Consider the following 18,759-nt stretch of genomic DNA (forward strand, 5'->3'; position numbering starts at 1 on the left):
AGAAGTAACTAATGAATGCATCTCAGCCCCCTCAATAAAGTCAGATAACCGAATATTAAAAAAAGTACTGAGTCTTTCTAAATAACTTTTCAGGTTTTCGTTCACCGATATTACTAGTTCCTCAATTCCTTCTACTCCGTTATCATGAGTATGTGCAGTTTTATCAGGGTATTTATACGGCTATAATCAGACATCACAAAGGGGAAGCTTCTTTCTTTGGGGGCAAATAATCGCCAATAAATCGTGTCTCCATTTTTATTTTTCTTATTCATTTTCAGAAGTTTTGATGACCTATTTTGTACATCCGTATGTTGTTTTTCTATTGCCGAACTATAGACGGAATAATCCAAGAACCTCTCTTTCCAGATAGCATAAGTTCCTATTCTTCTAAATGCGGTTCCTAATAAGGAGAAAAAACCAATTCTGGCAAGAAGCGTATATATTCCCGGAAAGCGACTTGGAGCTACTAATTCTATAAAGCTATGATCCTTAAAATAAATCATTGCATTATATCCTTTTTCTCCAGGATATACTGTAAAACCTTCTTTTCTAAAGTCGCCAATCCCCGTTTCCAGATTATCAACTCTGATCAGGACATGATCTAATCTTTCCATGATTTTAATTCGTTTTAAAGCTCATGAAAGATATCTTTCATTTTATTCTTTATCTCTTAAGAGACTCATAATTTTTGATCAAAAATTGTTCTTTAAATCCCAGTCTGAGATATAGTGATCTCCCCATTGAAGAAGCCTGTAAAACAGCATGTTTGCAGCCTTGATCTTGCGCTATATTTAATGATTTTTTCATGATTTGATCTGCATACCCTTTTTTTCTTTCCTCAGGTAAAATTCCCAGCGAATGTATTCCCATCACATCTTCTGTATTATGCAATAATACGGTTCCTACTACGCGTTTATTTTCTTTTACCACATAGTATGCTATCTTATCACTTGTTTTATATACAATTTCGGTCATGATCTGATAGCCAAAAGAACTCTCAAATGCAATAGCCCACTGACTTGCTTCTTCCTCAGTCTGGACTTTGTGGAGCGTAACTCCAATAGTATCTGTAAATTGATTACCTAGTGTATAATACATTGCTATTTGTTCGAATGCAATTGTATATCCTTTTTTGTCAAAAAAATCAGAGGGAATTATATCATACAAATCCCAAAAAGGAAGTATCATTGGCGCTCCGACTTTCTTCAATTGATTTTCTACATTCTCAATACCTGTCTTCGTTATTCTTTCCTTAAACCATAATCTATTTGGCCAATTACTATTTTCTATGAATACACAGGCATATTCTTCTGAATCTTTATATGCTTCAAATTGATTCCCTACAAGTTCCCAGATGGATACTAAGTTATCTATGTTTTTTCTCTCCATTGTATTCATAACATTCTCATTTAATATTAATTAGTACTATTCCGACAATCATCGTTACTACTCCAATTATTTTTTTCAGTGTCAGCGGTTCTTCTGGTAACTGAAGCCATCCGAAATGCCCAGCTATCACTGCCAGAATTAGCTGCCCGCAAAGTCCAAAAGAAATCATGGTACCAACTCCTAATCTGGGAATTGTATAGTAGTATAACAAAATTCCAACCACACTAAAAACCCCTCCTGAAAACCACATATAAAATGGAATATTCCTAACGGTCCCAACTGTAGGCAAAGTTCCTTTCTTGAAGAACACACAAATCAATGCAAATAACACACTTACCCCATACGCTATCACAGTTGCCAGTAAAGGAGATTTTAACAACACTCCCAAACGAGCGTTTAATGCCCCTTGTATTGCCAAAAAAACACCTCCTAAAAATGCTAACAAAATTAAATTAAAGTAGTTCAATGATATTGCCTTTTTTGTTTGAAACAAATGTACCTCAACCTTATTCGCTATACATTTACATATGTTGATTTCCTTTCTTTTTTTTGAAAAAACAATACGCACAAAAAAACCTTGCATTCATATATAAGAAGCGTAATACTTATATACGGCAAGGTCTTAATTTCCCCTATTCATTCATTTTTTATAAAAAATGAAATATCACATATCTAAAAGATGCTTGTTTTGTAAAAAGGTTGCTTTTCTTTTCCTTTTTCTGATTCTTTTTCTCACTAAAAAGACGTAGTTTTAAACCTTAAAACTCTTATAACCATGCCTCATACAATACATCCCCCAACCACACTTGACCCTACGACTACGGTAGTGGAGAAACACATTGCTGATCTCGGAAAAATATATTTGGAGTATACTATCTCTGGAAAGAAAAATGAACAAGCCATTTTATTTGTTCACGGGTTAGGTGCTAATCAAAGTCAATTTGAGTATCAACACCCTTTTTTTAACGAGACATATTGTGTAATTGCTGTCAGCCTAAGAGGTCACGGGAATTCCTCTCCTCCAAAAAAAATGAGAATTTCTGATTTTAGATTAAAAAGGCTTTGCAAAGACATAATTACATTGCTTCAAGAATTACATATAGAGAAAATACATTACGTAGGAAACTCTATGGGAGGAAATATCGGTTATGAAATGCTAAAATCATATCCGGAAAAATTACTTTCACTTACAACTTTCGGTACAACTGCATACCTAAAAAAATCCCCTTTTGTCGTCGGACTTATTAAATTAGTCTATCAGGTAGTTGGAACAAAGACGCTCAGTCATTTATCTAACGCTGCAGGAATAACTCCATATTCCAAACAAAAAATAAAGGATATGATCGCTGCTACTCAAACATTAACCGTGATGAATCTAATTCCACATTTACGAAAAATAAATTATCTCAAAACCATAAAAAAATCCAGAACAAGAGCTATGATCATCAGGGGGAATATGGATGATGAAATAAATAATGTTCTGGAGAGTACAATTACCTGCTTTCTTTTACGAGGTAACTTTGAATTAAAAGAATTAAAAAACGCAGGTCATTTTGCTAATCTGGATGATCCTGAAAATTTTAATCATACACTTTTATCTTTTCTAAAAACTGTATAGCCAAATAAATATATGACTAATAACCGTTATTAATATTTCAATACATGTAATCATAGGTATCGTATTTAATGTAGTTCCAGTAGCATTCCTCCCCAGGAGTATCCTGCACCAAAAGCTACTAATATTATTGTATCTCCTTTTTTTATGATTCCTTTTTCGATCCCTTCTGCAAAAGCAATTCCTACAGAAGATCCTCCTGTATTCGCATAGCGATCTACATTGATAATTGTTTTTTCTAAAGGCACAGCTAACTGACGTAATCCTTCTTTTATAATATTCAGATTTGCCTGATGTGGAATCACGAAATTAACATCTTCTATATCCAGGTTTCCTTCTTCTAATAGTTCATGAACTGTTGCTGGAAATACTGTTGTTGCATATTCCCAAATATTTCTTCCATTCATTGTAAAATACTGTCGCCCGGATGTTATATTATCGGTAGTGATCGGTTCTGCAATACCTCCTGCTGGAATAAATGCATCATAATACCCTTTAGGGCTTGTATGTAATTTTATATTTTTAATTCCTGGTCTTTCACTTTGCTGAAGTACAAAAGCAGAGGCTCCATCTCCCAGGAATACACAGGTTTTTCGATCTTCCCAATTCACTACTTTAGAGTTCATATCTGCAGAAAGCGCCAAGACTGTTTTATAAGTTCCACTTGCTATATATTGATATGCAACAGACATTGCATAAATAATTCCAGGACATCCTCCAACTCTTATATCAAAAGCGCAAGCATTTATAGCTCCTATTTTCTCCTGAACTTTTACAGCACAAGCTGGGCTTAGGTGATCTGACATATTGGTAGCTAAAACAATCAAATCAATATCCTCCGGGTTTATCGAATACGTACTCAATGCGTTTCTGGCAGCATAGGCAGCCATATCCGATGTCAACATATCTGCAGGAGCAATTCTCCTTTCTTTTATTCCTGTTTTCTGGACGATCCATTCATCTGTGGTGTCCAATGTCTTCTCGAGATCCTTATTTGTTACAATATTTTCCGGAACATAGGAACCAGATCCGATGATACTAACATTATTCATTGCTTTTTTATTTTATTTACACTTGTAATATGGTTGATGCCCAAGTCATTCCTGCTCCCTGAGACAATATCAAAACTTTTTGATTTTTTTGAAGAGAACCATCTTCTAACAGTCGCTGATAATTAACCATCGCATCTGCTGAACTTATATCTCCTGTAGTAGCTATATATTTATAGTTGGTTTTATCATGTTCTATTCCAAAAGCCTGTATTAACTTATTGGTAAAATCGAGTCTCCCATTAGGTAATATGACGAAATCAATATCCTCCATAGTACAGGAAGCATCTTTCAATGCTTTATTTGCCGTATCTAAATAATTCTGAAGATTGGTTGTTTTTAACTCTTCTAATCCTTCTGGATTATCTCCTGTTATATTATAATATTTATCTCCTGGATTATCTCCTTTCAGCCCGTCAATTCGTCCTGTTTTCATTTTAGAAATATTTCCATAATCCCCTCTTCCTGTCACTCCAAATCCCTTGACTATATTATTAGACTCTCCTCTTGACATCAATACTGCAGAAGCCCCATCACTAAAAACATATCCTCCTACAACTCTATTTTCTATAACATGTTCCCATTTTTCTCCGGAACATATCAAAATGTTTCTAATATTCTCTTCTGCCAGCAGTGTATTTCTTGCCATTCTCATTCCTGCTATAAAGCTGCAACACCCTTGATAAACATCTATAAATCCAGCATGTTTTGCGTTTAAGTCTTCTTGTATTTTACCTGCGGTCTGCCATACTAAATAGTCTGGTAATCCTGCCTGACAACTCAAAATCAAATCGATTTCCAACGGATCAATATTTGCTTTTTCGATGGCTCTTTTTGATGCTTCTACAGCCATTTCTGTAGCGGTGTATTGCTCTTCTAGCATAGAGTGTTGAACCCCGATTCTTTTTTTTTGATCTTCATTCAACGCCGGCAATAGTTCTTCTATGGGAATTACAGCATCTGGCATGTATAACCCTAATCCTTTTATACCAATCATTCTATATTTCTTTAGTACTGAATAATGGAAGCAAACCAAGCTACTCCCCCTAATCCCATATTGAGGATGAGATCCCCTTTTTTTATTTTGCCGTCTTTTCTGGCTTTATCTAATAAGATGTAATTATCTCCCCCACTAAAATGTCCCAGGTCTACCGAATATTCTTTTGATGTCGGCAAATCTGGTCGCTCTAATACTTCCAGTATTTTATCCGGAAAATTATACTGCTGTGTCAAGGTAACCATGTAACTAATATCATCTATAGAAACTCCAACCCTGTCCATGGCTATGGTAGCTACTTCTAAAAACTTTTGAAATACTATGGGTTTTACTTTATCGTAATACAGGTCTTTATCCGCATCAAAATTCTCAATTAAATTATCTTTCCAAACGGATGTTTCTGTAAAAGGCTTCTGTGTACCTCCTATGGGAATTTTACCGAATTTGTGGTATTTAATCAGGTTAGAAGTTGCAAAACTCAAATACCTAAAGTCCGGATGGTCTTTTGTCAAAATAACTGACTGCCCCCCAGAGCTCAAAAATGTAGGCCACCCATACCCAAATAGCTTTTCTCCACAGGTAATCAATACTGTTTTGATACCAGTGTTTGCTTCAATTTGATTGGCTGCTATTTCTGTCGCCTGATAGTATGCGGCACAGCCTCCTGTCACATCCATGGTGGCAGCTCGCTTTGCTCCTATTTCATACTTGACTTTATTCGACATTTTCCACCGGTAATAATCCTTAAAAACACCTACAGCAATAATCAGATCGATCTCCTCTTCAGAAATTCCCGCATCCTCTATCGCCTTTTTAGCAGCTTTTACTGCCATATCTGACGGATGCTCATTTTCCGGGGCTTTATGTATGGTTCGAATCCCTATATTCTCAAACACTTTTTCCGGTAATGCTACCTTCGCGGCTTCTTCTTTAGTACTTACTTTTTCATCAGGAATGTAAATTCCTATTCCTGCGATACCTGCTTTTACTTCTGTCTCCAAACTAAATATTGTTTTTTTGGGTTATAATGAAATAGGTTTATGGATCAGCATCCCTTCTAAATTCCCTTCCAGTCCAAGGTTTATAACCAGCATTTTACTCCCTTCTCTTATTTTAGAAGTATTCAAAAACTGATGTAAAATTTCAAAAACGCCTAAACTTCCCAGATATCCTTTTTCAGATAGAGGATTGATCAATTTCTTTGCTGGAAGCATCTTTAACAGTTCTACTGTATAATCCTGGTGAAATCCTGAAATCCCTATATAGTCAAGTGTATGAATATCAAACTTATTCTCCTCACATAACTCATTAATCATCAGACTTGCTTCCTGAATAATGGTATCTAGAATTCCATTTTGATGTTCTTTCGTGATGGTTTCGACCTTAAATGCATTTTGCTGGATTACTTCTTGTGTAATTGGATGCTTAGTTCCACCGTATGGAATTGCATAAGGAGTATTATAGGCTTCTAGAGTTCTCACTTTAATTCCCTGAATCATATCGGGGACCGTGTCTTTTTCTAATACAATAACTCCCGTCCCATCCCCTACATATGTTGGATATAAGAGTCTGTTCTCTGAGTGTGCCCCCCAGATTAGTGATGTCACAATAATTGCTTTATTTATACTAGGATTAGCAATTATCTGATTACTGATTAATTGGATAGTTTGAATTGTTCCTCCTGCTCCTCCGTATAACTGATATGTATGTATTTCGCCATCAACAATTCCTTTGATATCTTCTACGAATGTCTTTGCAGTATCCATATAGATATAGTCATCTACTCCTTCTGAAATCCAGGCAACACAATCAATGCTATCTGCATCTATATTTTCTCTTTCTACTAGTTTTTCAAAAGCCTTTACAGATAATGCAGTAGACGATATTCCTTCATCACAAGTATGTACAGAACGAATTCCATTTGCTAATATCTTTGAGTCTTTATATTCTGATGCACTTGTTAATTCTGCAAAGGTTTTTGTAGCTTCTGGAAAAAAGGTAGCTACTTTTATTGAAATATTTTTCATCGTTAGTTTTTTGGATTTAAAAAAGACGATCCCTCTTTATTTCCCTTTCTCAGGCTCGTTTTCATGTGCTAAAAATTTTAGTCTAATCGGTAATTTAATTATGCTAAAAGCTCCATCTCATTCTCAAAAACAGAAGATTTGATTCGCTTTTCTGATGATTTAATGTCATCTCAAATCGTTGCCCCAGTAATGACAACTCAAAATTATCTTTTATCGAATATTGAAGAGAGGGCGTAATGTAATATCCATTTTCTAATGAAGGCATGTAGATACAGGCCAGACTTCCAGACAGTAGTGGATTAATTGCATAAGACACCTGACCAAACCAGGAAAACTTACTAAATGTAATAGTCTTCACTGATAACGGAACGGCATATAAGCCGGCAATTCCTTCTATGCCTATTTTATCAAAATAGCTATTATAATTTCCTTCTGCTGTAACGGTAACTGAATTCTTAAATGTATAATTAATCCCTGCAGAGGCTATAACATCTGCTGAGGTATTTTCTGTTTTTTCCTGAGGATAAAAGTATGTCAGTTCTCCATTAAACCCCATCTTCTTTATGTTTCCGGACCAACCTGCTCCCAGCACATAATCTGTCGTATCTATAACTCCTCCTATAAGCTGAATATCGTATCCCCATTTATTAAAACGATACAACCCTGCCATTGTAATATTTTCATCTTTATCAATTTTTATCACTGCTTCTGTCACTGAAGTATAATCAGGATAGTACTGTACCCTGACAGCATCGCTTCCCGGTCTTTCTTCATAATCAAAATCAAAAAAAGAATACGAATTAAAAATATCATTCGGATTCCAAACCATACTCTGCCCCCAATTAATTCTTTGCCTTCCCGCACTTATTGTTATATTTTTATACGAATACTCCAAAAATGCTCTATCAAAAGTGGTATTTATCACATATGATTCTCCTTCACTAAGGTTGTTTGTCAAAAAATGAAAATACCCGGTATCTGCCTCTAGTGAAGCGGCGTAATCGGGATTCAACCTAACCATATCTCCATAAATAATCCGATTACGCATCCCTGCTTTTACAGTAAGATTATCTGCTATATCCCATAGATAATTCAACCGATTGTGTACTAAATTATCTACGACCCAGGTAGAATCTATTTTTGTAAACATACTGGTATTCATATATTTTAGATACCCGTTTACATCCATCGTAGAAAATATGGTTTTCTTTTCCTGTGCTGAGGTAAGAGTAATACTTCCTATAAAAAGGAATACTAGCCAACTGCTTTTCATCAAAGATGTTTTATGCAAAGGATTCTAATTGCCTGTTTATTTTCTTAGCTTGTGTTTTTCGTTCATCTGATACGATTTTTCCATCTTCAACAGTAATGACTCTTCTCGCTTTATTAATTACTCGTTGATCATGTGTAGAGAATATAAATGTAATGCCTTCTTCTCTATTTAATTGTTCCATGATATTCAACAAATTTTCTGTGGATTTGGAATCGAGATTTGCGGTTGGTTCATCTGCCAAAACGAACTTTGGTTTTGATGCCAATGCCCGAGCTACAGCTACTCGTTGTTGTTGCCCCCCTGATAGATTAGATGGTCTGCTATTTATTCTTTCTTTCAGACCTACTGCAGTCAATAATTCTATAGATCTTTCTTTCCTTTCCTGCTTACTCTTTCCCTGTAGCTCCATTATAAACTCTACATTTTCTTTTGCTGTAAGTACAGGGATCAAGTTATATGACTGAAATACAAACCCGATATTATGTAGTCTAAAATCTATCAGTTTAGATGGACTTAACAAAACTATATTTTGTTTATTGACATATATTTCGCCGTCTGTAGGGGTATCTAACCCTCCAATCATGTTTAACAAAGATGTTTTTCCGGAACCTGACGGTCCTACAATAGCGGCAAACTCCCCTTCCTCAAACGATAAATTTACTCCATCAATTGCGCGAACATCTACTTCTGCATTTTTATATACTTTGACCAGATTTTTTATTTCTAATACTTTCATCTGTTTATATTTATTGTTTTTTATTGGTCAGATGGAATGCCATATCATCATACCCGCGGATATCCACATAATTGTTATGGCTTATTTCATGTAATAATCCTTTCTGCTCCTTTATTCAATTACATGTATCCTAATCGTTTCCTCAATCTACTCTTAATGCTTCAGAAGGATTCAGTTTAATAGCTTTTCTAGCTGGATAGATGGAGGCTATAATCCCTGTGATCACTACCAGAAGAGCAACCTTCAACACTTCCATTAACTGAATTTCCGGATAGATGATCGTATCAAATCCTGTTGCTTGTAAACCTTCTGTCCATACTGATAAGTCAATCCCTGTTTTATGGGTAATGGTTATCAATATTACTGCTAATACAATCCCTATGCTTCCTCCTACTATTGCCAGATATACTGTTTCCACGACGATCATTAAGAATATTTTTAATTTATTCATTCCTATTGCCATGATCATTCCCAGTTCTTTTATTCGTTCTAATATGACCATCAACATGGTATTGATAATTCCAAAACCAAGTGCCAGTAAAATAATTCCTACAAAAACATATGTCATTACATTCATATTCTCGTTAATCATTTTTATTTCGGGAATCAATGTTGTCCAGGGAGCCACTTCTAACTGAGGAAATTTGTTCTGTAACTGTTGCACCACCTTATTCTCTATATTATTTTTATTGAGCAAAATGGCTATTTCGTGTGTTATTTCTCCTTCTGCTTTAATCACTTTTTTCATATCTTTTGCTAAAGCATACACTTTTAACTCATCATTAGCCGTATTTGATGTTTTATATATCCCTGCAATTCTAAAAGCCGCTTTGGTGAGTGTTCCATCCAATTCTGAAATGGTCAGTACAATCTTAGAGCGAAGCTTTACATTTAATTTTTTGGCTAATTTCTGCCCAATTACGACTGGATTTCTTTTAATCCCTTCAAAATACTTCCCTGCTACGATTTTAGTATGCAGATCTGTAACTTTCTGTTCTTCTTCAGGGGTAACTCCTATCAGTTGAATTCCTGATTTTGACTCTGCCGAAGCAATCATTGCATTGCTAATTAATCTTGCTGACACTCCCTGTACTTCTTTTTCTTCCAGGATCTCATCTCTTACCTTCTGAGCAGAGGGAATAAAACGATGTACATCATTTGTTCTCATATATTCTCGTTGGTGAATCTGAATATGAGACACCTCCGTTTTAATCACATTATCTATTCTTTGATTCACCCATCCGTATAAAAACGCAATGATAAACACACCTGCAAATATGCCTAGTGCAATTGCAGAAATAATCACCAGACTTCTGGTTTTACTTCGCCAAATATTTCGCCATGATATTGACCAAATCATAATTTATTAAGTTTTGTTAGCTAGGGTTAAAGGACATCCTTAATTGCCTTTTTACTGGATAATACAACTACCAAAAGAGATACTTAACTCCTCAGGGCTTCTGTTATTTTTAATTTTCTGACTTTCAGAATCGGATAAAGAGAAATCATCAATGTAATCAGAAACACAATAAAAATTTGATTCATAAAAACAGACGGAGTCGTTCCGAAGAAAAAATATGGTTCGAATCCATATTGAGCATAGGTTTCTGCTAGCTCAGGAGGTAACTTAATAGGGTTCTTTCTAAAAAGAAATATAACAGGAACACTTACTAAAAATCCTGCAACAACTCCTATAATTCCTATAAGGATGGTTTCATAAAACAAAATTGTGTATAATCGCATGCGTTGCATTCCGATAGAAATCATTACTCCCAATTCTCTTTTTCGCTCTGCTACCATCATAATAATTGTTCCAAAAATTCCGAAACCAATAACGATATACAACACTCCGATCATTACTAACCCTCCGGATTTATCACTCTCAATAAACTGGACAATTTCCGGGTTTATTTCTTTCCAATCCAACACATTATACTGATTATCGGATAAGTCTTTTATTTGTTGAACTGTAGAGGGAACACTATTATAATCATCTACCATAATCATAATAGATGAGATTTTATCTTCGGCAGAAAAAAACTGTTGCGCTAATTTTAAATCGACAAAAGCTCCCAGGTTATTCATCTGTGGGGTCGAAAATGTGATAATTCCTTTTACAGGGTATTTTGCTGCAGCAGAAACCCCATGATACCCCTGGCTGATCAGCACTACAGTATCTTTTACTCCAACCTTCAGATTTTTTGCTGTGTTTTTGGTCAATAAGATTCCTGTATCTCCTTTTTCTAAAAATGTTCCTTCTGATACCCAATGCTGTATGTTAGAGGTCTCTTTATCTTTTGATGGCTCTATCCCTATCACCGCCCCACCTCGGGTATTGGCTTCTGATGAGAATAAGGCAAATGATTCTAGTCGTTTGGTAATTGTTTTTACTGTTTTAACCTCTTCTATTGAAGATATAAAAGTATCCGTTGGAGAGAAAATAGTATTAATCGACTTTTTTTCATGAAATTTTGGATGTTGAACCTGAATATAACCTGATGATAGTTTGACCGACATCTTGATCATATTACTATAGGTTCCATCCTGTAGAGAACTCATAACCGTAGACAATACGACCCCGAAAAAGATAGAAGCTACCGTAATTATAGTTCTTCTTTTATTCCTCCAAAGGTTTTTCCATGCCATGGATAATTCATTCATAACTTTAATTGATTTTTTTATAGTTTCCCTATTTCTATACAGGAGTTTATTTTCTTAATCGTTTCATTTGTTGCTGAGAGAAAAACCCACTCTTTATAGGTATATTAAATTCGATCTCATTAGTTATCAAAATTGTTTTTTGATTGTCTTTTTCTGCCGGAATGATTTCTATTCGTGTCGGTAATTTTCTTCCTCCAATATCTTTAATCTCTTTCCCATATTCTGTCTTAACCAAGATATCATCTTCATCATAATATGTTGATTTCAGCATTAGATATTCTTCATCCTTACTAATCCACTTAACGACCTTACCCCATACAATAGCAGCGTCTTCTTTGGGTTTCATTTCGATAACCCAACAAGGAATTTCATCAATTGTCTCTTCTTTTATAATCGTATGTACAAAATCAGTGACCATGGAAGATTCTTTTAAGATGTCATCATTCGTATAGTCTGATCCCATCCAACCATCACCCATCATTGATGGAGGCAGTTTAATCATCCTTCCAATGGACGGCATCCAGTTCCACATCTCTTTTTCTCTTTTTAGAAATGTTTGCCCTGCCTCTTTTGCCGGTTTAGTGATCAATGTCATAGAATAGGCATCTCCTAATGTCCAAACTTTAAAAACAATGGTCCGTTTCCACTCAGGTCGTACAATGGTCATTGTCATTTGTCCCCGGCTGGATTTCTCCCCATTCCATTTTTGATCTGCTTTCTTTATTATTTCTGTAGCATCCTGTGCTGTTGAAGCTGTCGAAAAAAGACATAATACTACTGGTATGGCGATCCATATGATCGTTTTTATTTGTTTCATGTGTTTATACAATTGTTTTAGAAGTCACATAGAACTCGCCAAATCAACTATCACGGGACAAGCCCACAAGATACTCAAAGGCAACTACTATAAAATATTGCTTCACAAATGTCGAAGCGTTTAAATCTTATTTAGTAAGTAATCATGTTTGATGTTCTTATTTTTTCATGACTCGCTTCACTGTGTAAAAAAATTAGTTAAGAAGTTACAGCAATGTTGTTATTTTAGGAATCAAAAAGATACTATTGAATTCCTTTTACGTGTGAATTTTTATAAAGAAAGGGGAATAATTAGCTGAGCGATAAACTTCATAGAAAGCACCTATACTCCTATGGATAATAATATTACATACAAGACCTCAATCAACTTACAGCGTTTTCTGCTAGAGGGTGCTCTAATTCGAATTTCTCTACTCCAATCAACTCTACAAAGCTGAGAATTGTAGTTAAACCATCGATTTGTTCTGCCATTAGTTGAACATCAAAATGTTCATCTGCTAACGTAATTAAAAACAGTTTTGACATAGAATCATACTTACTTAATGATTCTAATTCTGTATCTAATTGTACATTTTCATCTTTAGCCAGTTCCAGGTCATCTTTGATAATTTCAATAAACCGATCAATTGTCATTGCTTTCATTTATGTGTGTTTTATAATTAGTGTTTTTTTGTAAAAGTGTGATGGGGATATTTTATAACAGACTATATCTCTACTACAGTCATTGCCCAGGAAAGTCCAACTCCAAAACCTACAAGCATGACTTTATCTCCTGCTTTTATTTTCTTACTGTTCAGACAATCCTGTATTGCGATAGGTATGGTACATGAAACTGTATTCCCTGTATTTTCTAGGTTGATATAAAATTTACTTTCGGGAATCTTTGTTTTTTTTCTCAGATATTCCAGAATATATTTATTTGCCTGATGAAAAATAACAAAGTCTATATCTTCCAGCGTAATGTTATTTTTGGACAAACATTGGGAAACTGCCTGCGGGATATTCTTAATTGTAAAATTAAAAATATCAGGTCCATTCATCATCAGGTGGTTTCTGGAAGTAATATTTCCAGACTTGTCGATCACTTCTTCTGCTGCAAATTCCGTACAATTCCTCATGGCTCCATTATGCACTATTAGCTTATCTTTTCCTCCTCCATCTGTTCCCAGAACAAAATCCATAATCTGTTCTTTATCTGAGGAAGATATGATGGTCGCAGTAGCACCATCACCAAATATAGAGCGATTTCCTCTATCCCTTTTGTGCAAATACTTAGAATAGGTTTCTGCGGTAACTAGTAATACATTCGAAGCTATATTTCCTTTGATCAATCCTTTTGCCATGGCTAATCCGTACACAAAACCGGAGCATCCCAAGTTATAATCCAACGCACCAATATCTTTTTTTAGCTGTAATCTATCCTGAAGAATACAGGCGGAGGTAGGTAAAAAATAATCAGGACTTTGCGTACATAAAATCACAAAATCTATGGCTTCTTTATCAAAGTTACTCAACACATTCTCCGAAGCCTTGACTGCCAGATCTAAAGCTGTTTCATTCTGAGCACTGATATGCCTTTTCTTTATTCCTAATTTGGATTCTGTTTTATCTATATCCAGTTCCGGGAATTCTTTTTGTAATTCTTCATTGCTAAGGGTTGCTGTTGGTAAGTAATAAGCTAATTGGGATATTTTCGATGCTACCATAATGATCTATTAACGTTTGTACATTTGTTTTTAATAAAAAAGACTAATTGATAAAGTCTTCTTTACTACACCAATTCACAATGGCTGATCCCCAGGAAAAACCTGCCCCAAATGAAGCTAAGGCAATGGTATCATTTTCTTTTATTTTTTCTTGAGCTACTGCATCTGCTAATGCAATAATTACTGAGCCCGCTCCTGTATTAGCATAGTATTCTAAGTTGGTAAACACCTTATCCATTCCTAATCGCAATGTTTTCATTCCGTGTTTAATCATATTGATATTAGCCTGATGAGGTATTACTAAATCCAGCTTATCAACTTCTATATTTGCCTTGGCAGAAGCTTCTTTAACGATTTTAGGAAAAATAGTAGTTCCAAAATTCCAAACTTCTCGATTGTCCATTCTAATTCTATGGCGGTTTTCTTTGATAAGGTGTTCTGAATAGGTATGTAATGATCCTCCTTCCATCACTACCTTATCTGCTCCCCATTCACTATCTGCTCCCAGTACAGAAGACAAAATTCCTTTTCCTGGCTTGCAGGGTTTTAATATAGCGGCTCCAACCCCATCCCCAAAAAACATGGAAATATTTCGGTCGGACCAATCCAGTAGTTTGGAGTACACCTCTCCAGAAACAACCAAAACAGTATCATACATCCCGGATGTCACAAATTGCTGTCCTATTACCAAGGCATATACAGTCCCTGGACACCCTCCTACATTTACATCAAAGGTAGCTGCATTTTTTGCTTTCAGCTTTTTCTGCAATATGTTGGCTGTTGCCGGAATTCTTTTATCCTGGTTCACGGCACAAACAATAATTAAATCAATATCGTCTACTGATATTTCTGCCTTTTCTATCGCTTCATTAGATGCATGATATGCCAGATCTGACAAACATTCATCTTCTGCTACGACTCTTCTTTCTTTGATACCTATTTTATCTTCTATCCAAGAAGAAGAAGTTGCCATATGTTTTTTCAAATCGTCATTACTAACTCTTTGTTCCGGAAAATAAAATCCAGTTCCTGCAATTCCAACGTTTCTAAGTGTTTTCATCTTTATTTATTATAGTCGTAAAAACCTTTTCCTGTTTTTCTTCCCAAATGACCTGACTCTACCATTGTACGCAATAAAGGGTTTGCTCTGTATTTAGGATCTTTAAAATTTTCGAATAAACTGTCTAATGTATACAGTGCAGTATCCAGTCCTACTAAATCTGCCAGTTTTAAAGGACCAACCGGAAGGTTCATTCCTAACTTAGCAATTTCATCGATTGCTTCTGCTTCTGCTACTCCCTGCATATAAATAAAAGAAGCTTCATTCACCAAAGTAGATACTAATCTACTGGCTACAAATCCAGGGAAATCCTTTACCACTACCGGTACCTTATTGATTTGTTTATTAATAGCTATACAGGTATCCAATGTTTCTTTAGAAGTCTCTAACCCCTTTACAATCTCTACTAAGTCCATTACCTGAACCGGAGACATATAATGTAACCCTATTACCTTTTCTGGTCTTTTGGTTTTTTTTGCCATTTTCCCGATAGGAATACTGGAAGTATTTGTAGCAAAAATTGTTTCGGGAGGACACAGGTTTTCCAAAGTATCAAAAAGCGCTACTTTCTCTGCTACATTTTCACTTATATTTTCTATGATTAACTGACAGTCTGCAATCGCAGACAAATCAGTGGTAGAAGTAATCTGTTTCTTTATAGTTGTGTATTGCTCTTCTTCTAATCGTCCTTTTTTTATTTCATGTCGAAAATGATCTTCTAATCGAGTGTCATTATCTCTTCTTTTAACCGCGACTACTTCAAATCCATTTTCTGCATACGAATGAATAATTCCCCTCCCCATTAATCCATGTCCAATAACTCCTATTTTTTCTTTTTGTTGACTCATTTCTGTATGTTTAATTATTTGATTTCTATTAATAAGAATGCACGTTTCTATTCTAAATGCAATTAAATGCTACACCTTAATGAAAAACCAACGATTTTTTATTGTGAAGAACCTGAGTTTGTATACTGATTATGAACCCGATGAACGTATCGATATCTTCTTATTGATCAAAATAGAACTGATCGCTATTTGATTACTTAATTTAGAAAAGGGGGATTCATAGCATCTGATACAATCCTTAGGAAAATATTGATGTTTATTGATTGTTCACTTATGAGCAAAGCTTCGCTTCTTTAACTCACAATGTTGTCTTTTTTAGAAATTGACGTGATGAATTAATTTTTATATAGTCGACTGCTTAAGATTGTATCGACATCTAAATGCCTGAATATAGCGGCAGTCAAATATAGGTAATTTGCTATTTATGATAGATACACAAAAACCCTACAATAATTACAATAAAACAGTAAAACCAAAACAACAAACTGTTTTACAAGCGCTTACACCTCAAATTATTAACTGTTTTGTAATAAAATTTACATTTTTTTAACCTTATATAAGGATAAAAAAATGGGATTCATACCTTTTAAAGTAAGAATCCCATCTGATTTTTTTATGGAAAAGAAGGTTTAGAAACTCAATCCTTTATAAAAAATATCATTTACCAAGCGAGCACTTCCTAATAAAATTGCATCTTCCTGCAATTCACTTCTATGTAATTCTGTGTAGCACTTTCGCTTTTCTAATTCTTTTTTAAGTATAGGATAGAAAAAATTCCATGCATTTGCAATGTTCCCTCCTATAACAAGTGCACTTGCTTCATATGTGAGCAACCACGGTGCTAAAAACTGCGCCAGATTTTCTGAGAATTCTTTAAAAATTGTTGCTGTAATTAGTTTCTTATCTTCTGCTTCTGTGAGTTCTTTTACTCCTGCAATAGTTTCTCCTGTAAGTTCTGCATATTTCTTGACAAACCAACGGGTAGAGAAATAATCATCTGCAATACCTGCCTTAAACGGCACGTGATATAATTCTCCATCTTTAGGAATATCTTCTCCTGATTGAATCGGAAGCCCGTGAAAAAGAAAAGAAGCTCCAAATCCAGTCCCTAAGGTAATTGCCAGTCCTCTTTTTATATTTTTCAGTTTGCCTTTCCATACTTCTCCAATTCCAAAACAGGCTGCATCATTATAAAATCGCATTAATGTATCATCGGATAATTCTAACCTTCTCACTAATATCTCTTTGATATTCATACAAAACAATGCATCGTATTTCTGCTCCATTCTAAAAGCAAAAATACCGTTGTAATAATCAAAAGGTCCAGGTATTGCAATTCCTATTCCTTCCAATGCTCCCGGGGGTATTCCTTTTTTGGCTTCTTTTATAGCATATACCCACCTATCAATAATATCGTCTGCTGTCCCCTGACTATCAACCGGTACACTTACTAATTGAGATTTTATTATTTCTTTTTTATCTATATCAATACAAGCTACTGTAATATGACTTCCTCCTATATCTACACCTAATATCATGTTATTATTCACTATCTGTTTTTACACTCAATTTGATCCAACAAAAAGACAAGTACGTAAAAACTTTTCTTTTTCTGAATTTTTCTCTTTAAAAAAACAAATTGTTTTTTTCTAATCGGATAACACACTCACTTTTAACGTAAATTATTATCTAATTTAATCCTTCAAATTTATACTATTTATTCTCCTTACAATCATCAAATCTAAAGAACAGTTTTTATTCTTTTCAAAAGTTATTTTTCTTATGTTTTTTCCTTTTTAAATCATAAAAAAACAACAAAAACAGTAATATTTACGATCTTCTGCATATTTATTTCAAAATAATGACTCATAAACTAAAAATCTTATATATTACTTTCTAAATTATGAACAGGTAGCTTATTACTAAGCAGTCATGAAATATAAAGAGTGATTATTTAGAACTATTCCCTACTGTTCAAAAGCACATTGCAGAGAAAGAATAAAAAGTGAAGAAAAAGAGTTTTTATTGCTATGGAACTATTAGACAACACAGACAAGACCATTCTTAGAATACTTCAAAGAGATTCTAAAAAAACCGCTAAGGAAATCGCTAACCTGTTAAACCTTACAGTATCCCCTATCTATGAACGTATCAAAAGGTTAGAAAAAAGAGGGTATATTGAAAAATATGTTGCCATCGTCAATAAGAATCTTATCGATTTACCTATTACTGCCTTTTGCCAGGTATCTTTGCAATCACACCATGAATCTTTTATTGACAAGTTTGAAAATCAAATTCTTAATCTAAAAGAAGTACAGGAATGTTACCACATGGCTGGGCAGGTAGACTTTTTATTAAAAATAAATATGAGAAGTCTGGAAGAGTATCATGAGTTTGTAAGAACGAAACTTTCTAAAATTGAAAATATTGGAATTCTCAATACTACTTTTTCTTTAAAAGTCATTAAACAAACTTCCGAATTGTACCTATAATATCTATACTTTATCCGAATAAAATAAAGAGCGTAGCTTCTTCTGCTACGCCCTTTTTTTGAACCCTATTAAATCATATCGTACTCTAAC

The 18,759-nt window shown here is 34.5% G+C and carries 19 protein-coding genes; 2 read left to right on the plus strand and 17 right to left on the minus strand.

What is annotated here, in order from left to right:
- Window positions 1–131: 131 nt before the first annotated feature.
- From ACFSTE_RS11050 to ACFSTE_RS11060, 3 genes are read right to left on the minus strand one after another with little or no spacing between them, the layout of a single operon-like run.
- Window positions 132–614, minus strand: coding sequence for a VOC family protein (locus tag ACFSTE_RS11050; protein ID WP_378256849.1), 483 nt, complete (start codon window positions 612–614; stop codon window positions 132–134).
- A 49-nt stretch (window positions 615–663) separates the two neighbouring features.
- A complete protein-coding gene (locus ACFSTE_RS11055) occupies window positions 664–1,398 on the minus strand; it encodes a GNAT family N-acetyltransferase (RefSeq protein ID WP_176028996.1) in 735 nt (244 codons plus the stop codon).
- Between the two features lie 7 nt (window positions 1,399–1,405).
- Window positions 1,406–1,855, minus strand: a complete 450-nt coding sequence (locus ACFSTE_RS11060; protein ID WP_176028995.1) for a DMT family transporter — start codon at window positions 1,853–1,855, stop codon at window positions 1,406–1,408.
- Window positions 1,856–2,164: 309 nt separating this feature from the next.
- On the opposite strand from ACFSTE_RS11060, the gene ACFSTE_RS11065 reads away from it, so the two are divergent.
- Complete coding sequence (locus ACFSTE_RS11065; protein ID WP_378256852.1) at window positions 2,165–3,007, plus strand: alpha/beta fold hydrolase; 843 nt, start codon at window positions 2,165–2,167, stop codon at window positions 3,005–3,007.
- A gap of 65 nt (window positions 3,008–3,072) precedes the next feature.
- Here the strand turns inward: ACFSTE_RS11065 and ACFSTE_RS11070 are convergent, their stop codons facing one another.
- The 14 genes from ACFSTE_RS11070 to ACFSTE_RS11135 form a co-directional block, all read right to left on the minus strand.
- A complete protein-coding gene (locus ACFSTE_RS11070) occupies window positions 3,073–4,056 on the minus strand; it encodes a 3-oxoacyl-ACP synthase III family protein (protein ID WP_378256854.1) in 984 nt (327 codons plus the stop codon).
- A gap of 16 nt (window positions 4,057–4,072) precedes the next feature.
- A complete protein-coding gene (locus tag ACFSTE_RS11075; RefSeq protein WP_378256856.1) occupies window positions 4,073–5,050 on the minus strand; it encodes a 3-oxoacyl-ACP synthase III family protein in 978 nt (325 codons plus the stop codon).
- Between the two features lie 11 nt (window positions 5,051–5,061).
- Entirely contained in the window at window positions 5,062–6,051 is a 990-nt protein-coding gene (locus tag ACFSTE_RS11080) for a 3-oxoacyl-ACP synthase III family protein (RefSeq protein ID WP_378256858.1), read from the minus strand.
- A gap of 21 nt (window positions 6,052–6,072) precedes the next feature.
- A complete protein-coding gene (locus tag ACFSTE_RS11085; RefSeq protein WP_378256860.1) occupies window positions 6,073–7,077 on the minus strand; it encodes a hypothetical protein in 1,005 nt (334 codons plus the stop codon).
- 103 nt (window positions 7,078–7,180) lie between these two features.
- Complete coding sequence (locus ACFSTE_RS11090) at window positions 7,181–8,350, minus strand: hypothetical protein (protein WP_176028989.1); 1,170 nt, start codon at window positions 8,348–8,350, stop codon at window positions 7,181–7,183.
- A 10-nt stretch (window positions 8,351–8,360) separates the two neighbouring features.
- Window positions 8,361–9,086: an ABC transporter ATP-binding protein gene (locus tag ACFSTE_RS11095; protein ID WP_378256862.1), complete on the minus strand. Its 726-nt coding sequence runs from the start codon at window positions 9,084–9,086 to the stop codon at window positions 8,361–8,363.
- Window positions 9,087–9,228: 142 nt separating this feature from the next.
- Window positions 9,229–10,446: an ABC transporter permease gene (locus ACFSTE_RS11100; protein ID WP_176028987.1), complete on the minus strand. Its 1,218-nt coding sequence runs from the start codon at window positions 10,444–10,446 to the stop codon at window positions 9,229–9,231.
- Between the two features lie 83 nt (window positions 10,447–10,529).
- Window positions 10,530–11,747 (minus strand): ABC transporter permease, encoded by a 1,218-nt coding sequence (locus ACFSTE_RS11105; protein WP_176028986.1) that lies wholly within the window; start codon window positions 11,745–11,747, stop codon window positions 10,530–10,532.
- A 46-nt stretch (window positions 11,748–11,793) separates the two neighbouring features.
- On the minus strand, window positions 11,794–12,564 hold the full coding sequence (locus ACFSTE_RS11110; protein WP_176028985.1) for an outer membrane lipoprotein-sorting protein: 771 nt from the start codon (window positions 12,562–12,564) through the stop codon (window positions 11,794–11,796).
- A 362-nt stretch (window positions 12,565–12,926) separates the two neighbouring features.
- The gene (locus ACFSTE_RS11115; RefSeq protein WP_176028984.1) at window positions 12,927–13,205 is read right to left on the minus strand and encodes a hypothetical protein; all 279 of its coding nucleotides are present in this window, start codon (window positions 13,203–13,205) and stop codon (window positions 12,927–12,929) included.
- Between the two features lie 62 nt (window positions 13,206–13,267).
- Window positions 13,268–14,269: a 3-oxoacyl-ACP synthase III family protein gene (locus tag ACFSTE_RS11120; protein ID WP_176028983.1), complete on the minus strand. Its 1,002-nt coding sequence runs from the start codon at window positions 14,267–14,269 to the stop codon at window positions 13,268–13,270.
- Between the two features lie 43 nt (window positions 14,270–14,312).
- Window positions 14,313–15,329 (minus strand): 3-oxoacyl-ACP synthase III family protein, encoded by a 1,017-nt coding sequence (locus ACFSTE_RS11125; RefSeq protein WP_176028982.1) that lies wholly within the window; start codon window positions 15,327–15,329, stop codon window positions 14,313–14,315.
- Between the two features lie 2 nt (window positions 15,330–15,331).
- Window positions 15,332–16,177, minus strand: coding sequence for a 3-hydroxyacyl-CoA dehydrogenase family protein (locus tag ACFSTE_RS11130; protein WP_176028981.1), 846 nt, complete (start codon window positions 16,175–16,177; stop codon window positions 15,332–15,334).
- A 629-nt stretch (window positions 16,178–16,806) separates the two neighbouring features.
- Entirely contained in the window at window positions 16,807–17,715 is a 909-nt protein-coding gene (locus ACFSTE_RS11135) for an ROK family protein (protein WP_378256866.1), read from the minus strand.
- A 492-nt stretch (window positions 17,716–18,207) separates the two neighbouring features.
- On the opposite strand from ACFSTE_RS11135, the gene ACFSTE_RS11140 reads away from it, so the two are divergent.
- On the plus strand, window positions 18,208–18,669 hold the full coding sequence (locus ACFSTE_RS11140) for an Lrp/AsnC family transcriptional regulator (RefSeq protein ID WP_176028979.1): 462 nt from the start codon (window positions 18,208–18,210) through the stop codon (window positions 18,667–18,669).
- The last annotated feature ends 90 nt before the right edge of the window (window positions 18,670–18,759 follow it).

The sequence above is a fragment of the Aquimarina hainanensis genome, from assembly GCF_042684685.1.
Taxonomy (GTDB): domain Bacteria; phylum Bacteroidota; class Bacteroidia; order Flavobacteriales; family Flavobacteriaceae; genus Aquimarina; species Aquimarina hainanensis.